This is a genomic window from Streptomyces sp. NPDC005811 (assembly GCF_040630405.1).
Lineage (GTDB): Bacteria > Actinomycetota > Actinomycetes > Streptomycetales > Streptomycetaceae > Streptomyces.
The window spans coordinates 38162-51951 of the sequence record NZ_JBEXXK010000073.1; the positions used below are offsets into that span (position 1 = coordinate 38162).

Sequence of the window (13790 nt, forward strand, 5' to 3'; positions counted from 1 at the left end):
CGCCTTTCGGCCGCCCCCGCTCCGGGAAGTCGTTTACTGTCCGTTCACTGTCCGAACCTGAACGCGAGGTCGCGGGATGGCCGCGTGATGGCGCACGCAGTTCTGCGCCCCGGGCGGAGGCCGCCGTACGCTCGTCCCATGCCCCCGCCCCGCCGGCCCGACCCGGGCCCCGCCTCCGCCGTCACCGCGCTCACCGGCAGGGCCGTCCACCGGGTGCGGCCGCTGTCCGGGACGCTCTGGGAGGCCGTGCTCGACGACGGGCGCACGGTGATGGTCAAACGGGGCGACGCGCGGGACGCCGTACGGGCCGAGGCCGCCGGGCTGCGCTGGCTGGCCGCGGCGGACACCGTACGGGTGGCCGGGATCCTCGGGGCCGACGAGCGGTGGCTGGTGACCGAGCGGGTGGTGACCGGGCCGCCGGGCGCGCGGGCCGCCGTACGGTTCGGGCGGGATCTGGCGGCGCTGCACGGCGCGGGCGCCCCCGGCTTCGGCGCGCCCCCGCCGGGCGGCCCCGAGGACGCCTACATCGGCCTCGCCCCCCTGCGCAACACCGTCGGCGGGGACTGGCCGCGCTGGTACGCCGAGCACCGGGTGCTGCCCTATCTGCGCGCCGCGGTCGACGCCGGCACGGTGCGCCCCGCCGAGGCGGCGGACGTCGAACGTCTCTGCGTACGGCTGCCCGAGCTGGCCGGGCCCGCAGAGCCGCCCGCCCGGCTCCACGGCGACCTGTGGAACGGCAATGTCCTGTGGGGTGCCGACGGCGACGTCCGGATCATCGACCCGGCCGCGCACGGCGGCCACCGCGAGACCGACCTCGCGATGCTCGCCCTGTTCGGCTGCCCCTGCCTGCGGCGGATCCTCGACGGGTACGAGCAGGTCGCACCGCTCGCCGAGGGGTGGGCGGGACGTGTCGGCGTGCACCAGCTCTTCCCCCTGCTGGTGCACGCCGTGCTGTTCGGGAGACCGTACGCCGAGCAGGCGCTCGCGGTGGCCAGGACAGCCCTGTGACCGCTCTCCCGGTGACTCAGTGGGCGCCCAGTCCGCCTCCGCCGAACGAGCCGCTGCTTCCCTTGCTCCAGCGGGGCCTGTTCTTGTCCGTGCTCGACCGGGTCTGGAGGTTGCTCAGCTCATAGGGGGTGAGGGGGCGTTCGCCCTTGGCGACGTGAGGAACCTCCTGGGACTCTCGGTTCTCGCGGATCTCGTGCACCGCGCCCTCCGGCGGAAGGTGCGGCTGCTCCTCGGGACGCGGCCGCGGCGACTCGCGCGCCTTGACGCGCGCGCCGAACCAGAAGCTCCCGGCCAGCAGCGCCAGTACGACGACTGCGACCAGGAACAGCACCAGGCTGATCAGGCCACTCGCGGCGGCCAACTGCTCGCTTGCGGTACTCATATCGCCTCAATACCCCAGGAACAGGGTGCAAATCCCGCGCGGCCGTACCCATTACTCGGCGTCGGCAAACCGGCACGCAGGGTATCCCGGTGTGGGGGACTGCCCGCGTTTGGGGCGGCCCGCCCCGGCTACCCGCGCCCTGTGACTTCGACGACCATGACCACGACCGAGCCGACTCCGACCTCCTCGCCGCAGGAACTCGTCCGCTTCCTGGAGGACCGCTTCGCCTGCGCCGAGGCCTCCGCCGACTGCGCGCGGGCCTGCGCGCTCCGGGCGAGCCTGCTGGATCCGGAGGGCCCGGAACGACTGCGGCTCCTGCGCCGCAAGGCCATCCTGTGCGCCGAGGTGTGCGACGCGACCTGCCGGGTGCTGGCCGAGGACACCCGGGTGGACGAGGCGGGCCTGCGCGTCCAGCTGGAGTGGTGCCGCACCGTCTGCCTGGAGACCGCCCACGCCTTCGACGGCCGGCCGAAACGACCGGGACCGCCGGGCGCGGCGACGACCGCCGAGGCCTGCCGCGCCTGCGCCCGGACCTGCACGGACTTCATGGCCACGCTGCACTGAGCGCGGCTGCACTGAGCGGCGTTGCACTGAGCGCGGCTGCCCTCGGCGCCGCTGCGCGAGCGCCGCGCGCGCCTCCGCGACGATTCGCCGCATGACCGGCAGGCAGGGGCAGCCGCGGATGCCGGGCCGCCGTTTCTGCGGTGGCCGGGTCCCGTGCTGCCCTGTGTGCTGCTGCACTGGGCGCCGTTGTCCTCGGCGCCGCTATGCGAGCGCCGCGCGCGCCTCCGCGACGATCCGTCGCATGACCGGCAGGGGCAGCGCCGGATGCCGGGCCGCCGTCTCCGCGGTGGCCAGGTCCCGCAGCAGCCCCACCAGGGTGCGGGCGGGCAGCTCCGGGTGCCGGGCCGCCGCCGCGCGGACGGTGTCGTACGGGTCGCTGAGCAGCCGTACGGCCGAGGCGGCCGACAGCCGGGGGTCGTGTGCCGCCCGCGCCCGCACCTCCTCGCTCACGTCCCGGCCGAACCGCTCGACCAGCTCGGGGGTCGAGTCCGGGTCGTCCAGCGCCAGCTGCCGCATCCGGGGGCTGGGGTCGTCGGCGTACCGGAGCAGGTCGCGGCGCGGGAAGTTCGGGTGGCTGTGCGGCCGGTCCGGATGGCTGAAGCTGCCCGTCCACCACCGCCACACCGACAGCAGCAGCTCGGCGGGCGCGTCCTCGCAGGACTCGGCGAGGAACAGGTGGACGACCCGGTCCCCGTCCCGGGCCAGCCGCTCGACGACGTCCGCCGGGAGGCGCCGGGCCCGGGCGACGCTCCGGCGTACGACGGGGTGCGCCGAGGCGGCGAGGCGGCGCATGGCGGCGGGGGCGTCGTGCAGCGCCGCGACCCAGTCGAGGGTGCGGCACAGGGTCCCCGGATCGAACGGGAAGTCGATACGGCTGCGGTCGTCCTCGCCGATCCCGGGGTGCACCGACGCCTCGAAGCGGACGTCGCCGTCCTCGTCCTTCCCGAGCAGGAGGACCAGGTCGGGGTCGAGACGCGGATTCCGGGCGAGGCGCCGGCGCCGGGCGGGGTCCTCGTCGCGCACCAGCTCCTCGGCGAGCGCGCGCTCCAGCCGGCAGCTCTGCGTCGCACGGTCCCGGAGTCCCTCGTACGCCTCGAAGACGGCCCGCGGCATCGGACGGTCCTGGTGGTGCCGCAGCAGGGCGGCGGTGCGGACGCTCCCGTCGGCGTCCGCCAGGAGGGCTTCACGCGCCGCCTCGTCCAGATGCGGCCAGGCGGGCCCGCAGGCGGCGGCCCGCACGGCGGCGTGGGAGTCCGTCGCCAGGGCCGTCAGCACCGGGACGGGCAGCCCTCGTGCCTGCGCCAGCTCCTCGCGGACGGCGGCGGAGGGGTCGGCGGCCAGCCGCTCGCGGGCGAAGGACGGAAGTCCTTTGTGCCGCGCCGTCCAGAGGAGGGCCGCCCGGCGCCGGGGTTCCTTCTCGGCGAGGACCAGGCGGGCGTACTGTTCCTGCGTCAGGTGCGTCCCGTGCTCGGCGAACCTCCCGCGGACGTTCCAGTCCTCGTGGGCCGTCACCGCCTCGATCACCGCGTCCGACTGGCGGTGGTACGGCAGGTAGCCGGACAGGCCCAGCAGTTCGATCCGCAGGTCGTCGGGGACGCCGGGGTTGCCGCCCAGGCTCTCCGCCCACAGCAGCCAGAACTTCCTCGGCACCTCCGCGAGCAGCGACTCCCAGGCCTCCTCCCGCTGTCGCGGGGTCTCCTCGGCGGCCCTGTGTGCCTCCTCCTCGACGCGCTCCGCGATCCGGTCCACCACCGTGATCCGGACGCCGTCCGCGTCGGCGGTCACCCCGAGCAGCGTGTCCCCGCCGACCGCCATCGCGACGAACTCCGCCTGCCCGTCCGGTGCCGGGCGCAGCCCGCCCGCGAGATCCCATCCGGGCGTCAGCCGTACCCGCGCCCAGTGCCGCGGCCCGCTGCCGGGGTGCGGGCCGTCGATCTCGACGAGGAACAGGCCGTCACCGTCGAAGAATCCGTGCTCCTCCGCCAGGCGGTGCCACCGCGCGTCGACCTCCGCCGGCCGGTCTCCCGGCAGGGCGGCCAGCGGCGCGGTCTCCCCGGAGGTGACCCGGCGCCAGGCCTCACGGGGCGGCAGTGGTCCCTCGGAGTACCAGGGATCCGCGATCTCGAGCCCCGCCCGCTCCAGCCGCGCACGCATTCCGTCAACCGTCATGGGACGACATCCTCCCCGCAGCCTCCCTCTTCCCGCACCGCCATTCCCAATTACTGGAACACGTTCTACCGTGTGCGCCGTCAGGACACCGGCCTGGGGAAGCCTGGAGGCGCCGTGCACCTCGACCACACGCCCGAGCAGCAGCGACTGCGCACCGAACTGCGCGCCTACTTCGCCGAGTTGGTGCCGGACAACGCCTACGCCCGGCACTCCGACCCGGTCGGCGCGAAACGCTTCTACCGCAAGACCATCCGCCGCCTCGGCGCGGACGGCTGGCTCGGCGTCGGCTGGCCCGAGGAGTACGGCGGCCGCGGCCTGACCCCGATCGAGCAGTTCGTGTTCTTCGACGAGGCCGCCCAGGCCGGCGTACCGCTGCCCCTGATGGCCCTGAACACCGTCGGTCCGACGATCATGCGGTACGGCACCGACGAGCAGAAGGCGTACTTCCTGCCGAGGATCCTCTCCGGCGAGATCGACTTCGCCATCGGCTACAGCGAGCCCGACGCCGGCACCGACCTCGCGTCCCTCAAGACGCGCGCCGTCCTGGAGGGGGAGGAGTACGTCGTCAACGGCCAGAAGATCTGGACGACCAACGGCGACACCGCCGACTGGGTCTGGCTGGCGACCCGCACCGACCCCGCGGCCCCGCCCCACAAGGGCATCACCATGCTCCTGGTGCCGACCACCGACCCCGGCTACTCCTGCACGGTCATCCGCACCCTCGCCTCGCACGACACCACCGCCAGCTACTACGAGAACGTCCGCGTCCCCGTGACCCACCGGGTCGGCGCCGAGAACCAGGGCTGGCGGCTCATCACCAACCAGCTCAACCACGAGCGCGTGACCCTGGCCGCGCACGGCACCATGGCGATCCGCGCCCTGCACGACGTCCAGCGCTGGGCCACCGAGACCAAACTCGCCGACGGCCGCCGGGTCGTCGACCTGCCCTGGGTCCGCCGCCGCCTCGCCCAGACCCATGTCAGGCTGGACGCCCTCAAGCTCCTCAACTGGCAGATGGTCGGCGCCCTCCAGAACGGCACCCTCACCCCGCAGGACGCCTCCGCCGTCAAGGTGTACGGCTCCGAGGCCCGCCGGGACGCCTACGCCTGGCTCCTGGAGATCGTTGCGGCCCCCGGCGCACTCCAGGAGGGCTCGGCGGGAGCCGTGCTCCACGGCGAACTGGAACGCGGCTACCGCTCCGCCGTGATCTTCACCTTCGGCGGCGGCAACAACGAGATCCAGCGGGAGATCATCTCCTGGATCGGCCTGGGGATGCCGAGGGTGCGCCGCTAGCGGCGGTGTGACGAAGCTTTTTTAGTTGGCACTGCAGTGATTGAGGCACGGATGGCTGTTTTCCTCCGGGGCTGCGACGGCTATGCCGAGCGGAAGCCCGTGCCTTGGTCGCAGGTTTTCATCACATACGTCGGCAGCGGCGGAACGGGCGGAGTGGCGTCGGGCCATGGAACACCTGAGACGTCGATGTGGCTGGCGTTTCCTTCTCCGAGCAGGAACTGATCGACGACCACCAGGCATGGCTCATCGTCCTCCGCGGCGTGATTGTCGTCATGACCGTTCCCGGACTGTCGGACAAGGCGAAGGCGCGCCTGATCCGCAGGCTGTTCTCCGAATACATCCAACACGGCTGGTCCGCCATCACTGTGGACTCGGAGGACGGGGTGACCTACGTCGAGACGGGCCTGGAGGGCGTCGGCCCGGAGGACTGTTCGGCAGTCGATCCACCTGTACGCCCGAAACGGAGCCAGAACGTGCGCGAGCTCTACGACGGGACCGACTACGCGCCACTGCACGGCTGGCGCGGCGAAGTGGGGGCGGCAGTCACCATGGGCTACGACGAACAGGGCGCGCCGCATCCTCTCGTCTGGGTCCCCACGGACATCCCCAGCGGACTGCGAGCGGATCTGTGGGGGTACTGCGCCGCCCTGTCCGTCTGTTTCGACCGCGTGGATGTCGAACCTGACGAGGACGGGATCTACTACGTGGGGATGGCCGACTTCCGCGAGGTCGAGGCGAACTTCCGGGACCTCGACCGGGACCTGCGGAGCAAGATCGCCGCGTGGGACGGGGCCAAGGGTGAACTCCTGGACGAGGTGCTGGGCAGCCGTGAGAGCATCGCGGAGCCGGACCGGGGCCGGACCTTCCAGGCGTTCTACGACTTCCTCCTCGCCCCGAGCCGTCAGGACGAGCTCAAGACGCCGCTGGCCGCGGTCGAGGCGATGGAGGCCATCGGCGAGCCCGATCCGAGGATGCGGAGCATGGTCCGGGGCCGGCTGGAGGCCGCCGAAGGCACCCAGACGACGGTGCGGCAGCTCTCGGATCAGCTGCGCCGATTCCTGGACGACCAGGTGCGCTCGGAGGATCGCCGTGTGCTGCAGCTGGTGCGCGGGATCGAGGCGCAGGCCCTCGCGTTGCGTGATATGCCGGGCGTGGACCTGGTCGCCGGGATCGATGCGGGCGCTCCGGCCATCGTCCTGCCGATGGAGCGGCCTTTGTATGCGCCGGTGCTCAAGGCGGCGATCGACAGTACCGGGATCCAGGCGGGGAACCAGGAGTTCACCGCCGAGGCCTTGTTCGCGGCGGTGTATGTGGATCCGGCCGCGAGCCCTTTCCCCACCGCAACTTCATCGTGTTCGTGACCTCGAGTGTCATCCTCGTGACGCTGGTCCGCCAGGGCTTTGCTGCTGCCGGTCGCCGTACGCTGGGCCCGCTTCCCGCGCGACACCTCGGTCGAGGAGGAACTCCTCCGCGCGGGGACCGCGGCCGCTGAAGAGGCCTTCCGGGCGATACCGCATCTCGCGGACGAACTCGGGACCGACCCGCAGGTCGTGGAGCGGCTGCGCCACGAGTACGAGATCTATCCGGCGTCCGTACGTGCCCGTGGCGACGGAGTCGCGGACGATGACCCGGCCCTGCGCTTCGATCAGCACTCCGCCGCGCTCCGCCTCGCCCTCGTCGCTCGCAAACGAGCCACGGTCGTCCGCTTGCGCGACGAACAGCAGATCGACGACACGGTACGGCGTCGACTGCAGGCCGCCCTCGATATCGAGGAGGTACGGCTGGCCGGATATGAAGCAGCGGAGTGACGGGCCCGTGCGTGTGGGTGGTGCGACGTGGCGGGCAGGTCCTGTGGGAGGTAGGCCCACCGGCAGCCGGTCTGGCCCTGATAGAAGATCGCATTCACGATCTCCCGGATGCCGTACGCGCCTTGGTGGCCGCCGACCGAGCGGTGTTGGTCCTTCCATACGGTGATCTGAGGCGCCATCCCCGCTTGGGTCACTGCGCACCGGGCAGGTTCGAGGTCTCACGACGGGCGCGTGACCGCGGCAGCAAAAGGGCTGCCGAGGCTGAAGCGAAAAGGGCGGTCAGGGCCGCGGTGAAGAGCAGTCCAGGCAGGGAGTCCAAGGCTTCTCGGTACAGCGCAGCCTCACGCATCACCACGTACACGATGACCGAGCCGGCAGCGAGCCTGCGCGTCTCGGGATCTGTCTCCCATACGGTCTGGCTCACCATGCAGGCAAAGAGGAGCACGAAGGGGAAGTCGGTCCAGCGGTAGTACTCGCTAATGGTCCAGATCAGACCGCCAAGTGCCGCGAGGGCGGCCCCGCCGAGCACTACCCAGGCGCCGGCCTTTCGTAACGGGCTGGTGCCGCCTCTGTAGGACGGCCCGCCCAATCGGACCGTGCTCTCGTAGAGGACGACCAGGGCGGGTACGCAGCAGCTGGCAACCACCGGCAGCAGAAGGTCCGAGCCAGGTGGTAGCGGGCGCCACAGGAACTCAATCACGGCAGTGGCGAAGAGGGCGGGAAAGGCGACCGTGAGGGCGTAGCTCCACTTCCGGTGGCGCAAGGCGCCGACAACGGCCACGGACGACGCGAGCGGTGCCGCAGCGAGTGAGAGCTTCAGCCGCCAGTTCCAAGGGGCTGGTTCTCCCCAGAACAACATCCACATCAGTCCTGCGGCCAGGGCGCAGAGAATCAAGGCGACCTCACGGGAGCGCAGCTCTTCCCTGTAACGCACAGTCGCGACAAGCCGGATGGCGTCCCTCAGGGAGACTTGCTCGGCTTCCAGGCGATCGCGTTCGCCCTCGGCCCGCTGCTGCTCCTCGGCCACCGAGAATAGCGCCTTCTCAACCTTCTCAACCCGGCGGTTTGCAGCCTGGAGGCGCCCCTCCAAGCCATCCGCTGCGTGAGTAAGTTCCGCTACACGTTGCAGCTCCGTCACCAGCCGCGCGCGTACCTGCCTGAGCTCCTCGCTGAGTTCGTCGCGTTCCTTGAGCGCGGAAGCCAGGTCGGCGTGCAGTTGGCTCTCACGCGCTGCCAGTTCATCGAACCGCTGCTGCAGAACACCTGTCAGCGTGACACTGATCGCCTTGATCTGATTCTCGAGCCGCTGCCGCAATGCCGTTTCATTGCACGCTTCATGGAAGTGGTTGACCTGGATGTTGTGGTCGCCGAACTGCGCTCCGTACAGTCGGTCCCGCTCGGGCGACGCGCTGGGTTGTTCGTTGCCGGTCACGGACGTAGGACTGCGGCTGTCAGGTGAAGTGGTTCAGCTGCACGTTGCCGTCGCCCGTCTGCACACCCTTTGCCTCGCGGAGGTCGAGTACGTACTTTCCGCTTTCGGCCTCCGTGCCCAGCAGATCGAGAAGGCTGCGTGCAGCGGCCAGCGCCTCGTCGCTCTCGCTCTCCGCCACACCCGCGTTGATCAGAGCTGCGGTCAAACGCTCCTGCCACTGCTCGGGATCGGCCGAGTCCCGGGCCAGAATCCCCTCGGCATCCCCACCGATCCTGCGACGGACAAGCTCCCGCAGTCCGGCGTATGCATCCCGCACTGCGGCCGACCCCATGTCCTTGGCACCCGCTGCGGCTCCGGCCGCGAGCGCCGTCACGATCAGTGCCACCGATTCCATATTTCCCCTCCCGTACGGTAATCAGCGCCTTGCTCAAGGTAGCGGCGCGAGACGAGGTCCATCGGAACGTTGCTCGGTACTCCGAAGGCGCTTGGGCTGTTCCACGGCGCCATTGTCCAGAGCGGTGGCCCCCGCCCCGTCGAGACCACTGAGGTCGCCTCTGTGCCCCGGCTGTCACCGAGCTGTGCAGCGGTCATCCGCCCGGTGCCTCCAGGGAGGGAACACCCCCCTCCTGCGATCCCTGACACCGGCAGCAGCGTCGGACGGATCGCCAACGACCTCCTCATCTGGCTGGCCGCCCGAGATTTCCCCCGGACGGCCAACCCAGCAGACCAGCGCCTTCTCAAACACGGCCCAGTCGGAGTGGATGCCGTACCGGGATGGTGGGGTCACGTCCCGCGACATTGGTATGTCGGCCTCGATCCGTGAAATACGGCGTTACCGAAGGCGAAGACGCCTCCGTCGCAGGCGTTGAGCCAGTAGCCGTGTCCGTCAGGAGTGGCGGACATGGCGGTGATGTGGCCGTTGAGGTGCTTGTCCGCGAGTGAGCCGTGGAACCCGGCGGAGCCGTAGGCGAATACTCCGCCGTCCTCCGCGGTGAGCCAGTAGCCCTTGCCGTCCGGTGCCGCGTCCATGTCCACCATGGGGGCGTTGAGGGGCTTACCGCCCATGGAGCCGTAGAACGGTGCGTCGCCGAAGGCGAAGACGCCTCCGTCGCGGGCCACGAGCCAGTATCCGTTACCGCTCGGGCTGGGGGCGATGGCCTCGACGGGCGCGTTGAGGGGCCTGCCGCCCATCGAGCCGTGGAACCCCGCTGTTCCAAAGGCGAACACGCCGCCGTCGCTGCCGACGAGCCAGTAGCCTTTGCCGTCCTTGGCCGGTGCCATGCCGACGATGTTGTCGATGTGTATGCCCAGGCCTGGAAGCGAGCCGGCAAACGGAGCGTCACCGAAGGCGAACACGCCACCGTCTCGGCCCACCAGCCAGTACCCACCATTGGTCGGTGTGCGTGCCATTCCGAGAATGTTGGACACCCGTACGCCGAGTCCGGGCAGAGATCCGTGAAACGGCGCGTCTCCGTAGGAGAACACGCCTCCGTAGGTGTCCACCTGCCAGTAGCCGCTTCCGGTGGACGTGGATACCACGTCACTGGCCGTGGGCAGCGTGGCAACGGTGAACGTCGCTGTTTTGGAGGCGGTGGCGCCGGCGGGATCGCGGACGGTCACGGACCATTGATAGGCGCTCCCCGGATCCAAGCGGTGCGGGGGAACCGTCCATTGGCCGTTGACCCATCCCGACGAGACATCGACGGAGGGTCCGGTTACCCGGTACGCGTATTGCAAGGCGTCTCCGTCGTCATCCCTCGCGATCGCAGCAAGGGTGGGGACGTTGGATCCGGTGACGGAGCCCGACGTCGGTGAAACCGCTGTGATCGCCGGGGCACGGTTGCCCAAGGACAGGGTCCTGGTCACGGAGGCGGTGGCGCCTCGGTTGTCGGTGACCCTGAGAGTGACCGTCTTCGAGGTGCCGGTCCCGAGCGCAACGGTCGGAGTGGGCCCCGTGGCGATCTGCCGAGTGCCCGTCAGCCACTGCCAGGACGTGATCCTTCCGTCGGGGTCCGTGGAGGAACGGCCGTCGAAGGCGACGATGTTGCCCGCTCCCGCCCGTCGCGCGTAGCTGTAGGTAGCGGTGGGGGGTCGGTTGACACCGTCGGCGGGTGGCGGTGGGGACGTGACCGGCGTTGCGTTCCGGGGACCTGGAGCGATGTCTCCAGGGGCCTCGTAGGTATAGAGGTCTGCCGGCTTGTTCTCAGGTCGGACGAACAGGGTGCGGCATGCCGACGGCTGGTGCACCGCGACCGTCGGGAAGGTGTCACCGCTGACCGTCGCCTGGCCGGTGTCCTTGTTCACCGAGACCTGTACGTCGATCCCCGGCGCGAACCACGACGTTCCGAAGGCCGCCTCCTTGATATGGGTACGGAACCGGTATACGTCACCGGAAACCCAGTCGGCGTAGAACCAGTTGTTGGCGCCTCCCCATTGCCGGTAGGTGGGCCGCGCATCCCAACTCTTGTGCACTGTGTAGGTTCCGGAGGAAAGGGGCAGCGGGGTCCTGAGTTTACTCACGGACTTATTGACGATGAAATATCCCGTGCCGGCCGAGAAATCGAGCACGGCAAACGCGCGTGTTTTTTCGGGCAGGAAGTTCAGGCTCACGTCCCGGCCGTCACCCTGGAGGAACAGACCCGGGAATTCCTCGTGCCCGTAGATGGCGGTGAGTGTCGGCCTGGAGGAAGGCGTAACGGAAGCGGGCAACAGCATGTCGCCGCTACGGAAGTCGAACCCGGGATTGACCCAGATCTCCCGCGCCCGAATGAACGCTTCGATCGTGACCGTTCCCAGAGGCGGGTACTTGGCGATCGGGAACTCCATCACCTTGGAGCCCGGCATCCGCGCACGTGCCGCAGCGAGCGCCTGCTGTGGCGGGAGCGTACAGGTGGCGGCGCTCGCGGCAGGAACGTGGGCAACGCCGACGAGCGCGAGCAGTAAGAGGGCGAGTGCCGCAGCCGCCCATCTCCTCACCCGGACCGGCTGGTAGAGGAGTTTCTCCGCGGATAATTTTTCGATGCCCATGTCCCCCACTCGCAGAAGAGCTTTCCATGGTCGACCGTTATTATCGGGTGGTGAATTTCGGTGCGCAAGGGTGGGTGCAGCGATGACATGAATGTTCGCTTTGGATATTCCGGTGATCGTACTTATCGATCAGAAGCGATCATTTTCGAGCGGATGGGTCATCGATTTCGGCACGTCAGGGGCGGCGTGTTCCGTCGCCGTCACCGCGTCCAAGTGCGGCGGCGGTTCTCCGGAACCGCCGATCGGACGGGGAGCCGCCGGAGGGGAACGGGAACGCTGCCGAGATGCGAAGGTCCCCGATGAGCGGCAGTTCGCCACCAAGGGTGAACCGGCTCGGAACATGGTGCTGCGTGCCCAGCCTCCGTGCCCCCGAGTGACGTGCACGGTCGCAACGGCGATGCGGTCGCCCTGGCTCGCAGAGTTCGCCCGCTGGGCCGGTGCCCCCTTGCGGCCATACACCTCGACGACCCTGGAGTCGGCCCGGCGGAGCTTCGTTCGGCAGCGGGGGTCAGACCAAGCGGTCGGCGGTGAGTTTGCGAGGTGTCTCGGCAAGCAGGGTGCGCAGCCGGTGTGCGGGCAGCGGGACACCCGGGTCCACCAGAGGCGCGGTCCGGATGGGGCCGCCGGAACGGATCTCCTTGCCCAGCTTGGCCCAGACGGCCCGCAATGTGTCGGGCTCGGTGAAGTACGGTGCCACGAAGGGGCCGGTCTCCGGATCGAAGCGCCAGCTTTCCGCCAGCGGGCCGGCGTCGACCGTGTCGAAGCCGAGTCGGCTGACGAGCGCGGCGGCGCTCGCCTTCGCCTCCTCGTCATGGCCCGCGATCGGCAGCGCGCTGCGATCGGCTGCGCCCTCGGGACGCGCGAGTGCCGGAGCGTGCTGGTCGTTGATGCCGCTGAACGCCTTGACCAGTTTCGCGCCCACCAGGTGTTCCTGGACGAGTTCACCCGTGGTGATCCTGCCCGAGTCGAGGTCCTCGAAGGTGCCGTCGCGGAACGGGGCGTAGTTCATCGTGTCGAGCACGACCTTGCCCGCCAGCGCGGCGGCCGGCAGTTGCCGGCAACGGGCCAGGGGGATGCTCAGCACCACCCTCGCCCGCCCGGGCCGCCTCCTCGGGAGTTGGACAGGACGACGTCGGCGAATGGAAGATCGTGCACCACCGGGTGCAGCTGGACATGCCGTTCGTGATCCCCGGTCTCCAGTAGGACCTCCTGCGGGAGACGTGGTGATGTCTTGCCGAACGGCCGGCCGTGACAGGCCGGGAGCCGTTCGGCAAGCTCCACATCGCTGCCGGGCAGGCCGTCCGGCAGCAGCGCGCGGCGTTCCGGCGCTCGCGCGTGGTCAGTGGTTGCGGGGGAAGCCCAGGTCCACGCCGGCGGGGGCGTCCGCCGGGTCGGGCCAGCGGGTGGTGACGACCTTGCCGCGGGTGTAGAAGTGCGTGCCGTCGTTGCCGTAGATGTGGTGGTCGCCGAAGAGGGAGTCCTTCCAGCCGCCGAAGCTGTGGTAGCCGACGGGGACCGGGATCGGGACGTTCACGCCGACCATGCCGGCCTCGACCTCCAGCTGGAAGCGGCGGGCCGCGCCGCCGTCCCGGGTGAAGATCGCGGTGCCGTTGCCGAACGGGGAGCTGTTGATCAGCGCCACGCCCTCGTCGTACGAGTCCACGCGCAGCACGCACAGCACCGGACCGAAGATCTCGTCCTGGTAGGCCTTCGCGGTCGTGGGGACCTTGTCGAGGAGCGAGATGCCGATCCAGTGGCCCTCCTCGAAGCCGTCGACGGTGTAGCCGGTGCCGTCGAGGACCACCTCGGCGCCCTCCGCGGCCGCGCCGGTGACGTAGGACGCCACCTTGTCGCGGTGGACGGCGGTGATGAGCGGGCCCATCTCCGAGGCCGGGTCGTTGCCGGGGCCGATCTTGATCTTCTCGGCGCGCTCGCGGATCTTCTCCACCAGCTCGTCGCCGATCGCGCCGACCGCGACCACGGCCGAGATCGCCATGCAGCGCTCGCCCGCCGAGCCGTAGGCCGCGCTCACGGCGGCGTCGGCGGCCGCGTCCAGGTCGGCGTCCGGCAGGACCAGCATGTGGTTCTTGGCGCCGCCCAGGGCCTG

At 70.1% G+C, this 13790-nt stretch carries 12 protein-coding genes and 1 pseudogene; 5 read left to right on the forward strand and 8 right to left on the reverse strand.

Annotation, left to right across the window (positions count from 1 at the left end):
- Positions 1–138 precede the first annotated feature (138 nt).
- Positions 139–1008, forward strand: a complete 870-nt coding sequence (locus tag ABZ490_RS46475; RefSeq protein ID WP_359005005.1) for a fructosamine kinase family protein — start codon at positions 139–141, stop codon at positions 1006–1008.
- A 16-nt stretch (positions 1009–1024) separates the two neighbouring features.
- On the opposite strand, the gene ABZ490_RS46480 is transcribed toward ABZ490_RS46475, so the two are convergent.
- Positions 1025–1390: a DUF6479 family protein gene (locus ABZ490_RS46480; protein ID WP_359005008.1), complete on the reverse strand. Its 366-nt coding sequence runs from the start codon at positions 1388–1390 to the stop codon at positions 1025–1027.
- A gap of 156 nt (positions 1391–1546) precedes the next feature.
- Here ABZ490_RS46480 and ABZ490_RS46485 point away from each other — a divergent pair, with 156 nt between their 5' ends.
- Entirely contained in the window at positions 1547–1954 is a 408-nt protein-coding gene (locus ABZ490_RS46485) for a ferredoxin (protein WP_359005038.1), read from the forward strand.
- Between the two features lie 201 nt (positions 1955–2155).
- Here ABZ490_RS46485 and ABZ490_RS46490 read toward each other — a convergent pair whose 3' ends face one another.
- Entirely contained in the window at positions 2156–4123 is a 1968-nt protein-coding gene (locus ABZ490_RS46490; RefSeq protein ID WP_359005011.1) for a PE-PGRS family protein, read from the reverse strand.
- A gap of 114 nt (positions 4124–4237) precedes the next feature.
- Here ABZ490_RS46490 and ABZ490_RS46495 point away from each other — a divergent pair, with 114 nt between their 5' ends.
- From ABZ490_RS46495 to ABZ490_RS46505, 3 genes are all read left to right on the forward strand, one after another.
- Positions 4238–5416 (forward strand): acyl-CoA dehydrogenase family protein, encoded by a 1179-nt coding sequence (locus ABZ490_RS46495; RefSeq protein WP_359005041.1) that lies wholly within the window; start codon positions 4238–4240, stop codon positions 5414–5416.
- Between the two features lie 188 nt (positions 5417–5604).
- Entirely contained in the window at positions 5605–6777 is a 1173-nt protein-coding gene (locus ABZ490_RS46500; protein WP_359005014.1) for a DUF3375 family protein, read from the forward strand.
- 39 nt (positions 6778–6816) lie between these two features.
- On the forward strand, positions 6817–7224 hold the full coding sequence (locus ABZ490_RS46505) for a hypothetical protein (RefSeq protein ID WP_359005044.1): 408 nt from the start codon (positions 6817–6819) through the stop codon (positions 7222–7224).
- A gap of 32 nt (positions 7225–7256) precedes the next feature.
- Here the strand turns inward: ABZ490_RS46505 and ABZ490_RS46510 are convergent.
- From ABZ490_RS46510 to ABZ490_RS46535, 6 genes and pseudogenes are all read right to left on the reverse strand, one after another.
- Positions 7257–7403, reverse strand: a pseudogene (locus ABZ490_RS46510) (transposase); the annotation flags it as partial.
- Between the two features lie 11 nt (positions 7404–7414).
- Positions 7415–8656: a hypothetical protein gene (locus ABZ490_RS46515; RefSeq protein WP_359005016.1), complete on the reverse strand. Its 1242-nt coding sequence runs from the start codon at positions 8654–8656 to the stop codon at positions 7415–7417.
- Positions 8657–8675: 19 nt separating this feature from the next.
- On the reverse strand, positions 8676–9050 hold the full coding sequence (locus tag ABZ490_RS46520; protein ID WP_359005019.1) for a hypothetical protein: 375 nt from the start codon (positions 9048–9050) through the stop codon (positions 8676–8678).
- Between the two features lie 389 nt (positions 9051–9439).
- Positions 9440–11683 (reverse strand): PKD domain-containing protein, encoded by a 2244-nt coding sequence (locus ABZ490_RS46525; RefSeq protein WP_359005022.1) that lies wholly within the window; start codon positions 11681–11683, stop codon positions 9440–9442.
- 508 nt (positions 11684–12191) lie between these two features.
- Entirely contained in the window at positions 12192–12767 is a 576-nt protein-coding gene (locus tag ABZ490_RS46530; RefSeq protein WP_359005025.1) for an NADP oxidoreductase, read from the reverse strand.
- A 255-nt stretch (positions 12768–13022) separates the two neighbouring features.
- A partial coding sequence (locus ABZ490_RS46535) for an aldehyde dehydrogenase family protein (RefSeq protein WP_359005028.1) occupies positions 13023–13790 on the reverse strand: 768 nt, incomplete at its 5' end.

Coding starts and splice junctions, on each gene's coding strand:
- ABZ490_RS46485 (WP_359005038.1), top strand. CDS start 1,547: ATGACCACGACCGAGCCGACTCCGACCTCCTCGCCGCAGGAACTCGTC.
- ABZ490_RS46480 (WP_359005008.1), bottom strand. CDS start 1,390: ATGAGTACCGCAAGCGAGCAGTTGGCCGCCGCGAGTGGCCTGATCAGC.
- ABZ490_RS46490 (WP_359005011.1), bottom strand. CDS start 4,123: ATGACGGTTGACGGAATGCGTGCGCGGCTGGAGCGGGCGGGGCTCGAG.
- ABZ490_RS46475 (WP_359005005.1), top strand. CDS start 139: ATGCCCCCGCCCCGCCGGCCCGACCCGGGCCCCGCCTCCGCCGTCACC.
- ABZ490_RS46520 (WP_359005019.1), bottom strand. CDS start 9,050: ATGGAATCGGTGGCACTGATCGTGACGGCGCTCGCGGCCGGAGCCGCA.
- ABZ490_RS46525 (WP_359005022.1), bottom strand. CDS start 11,683: ATGGGCATCGAAAAATTATCCGCGGAGAAACTCCTCTACCAGCCGGTC.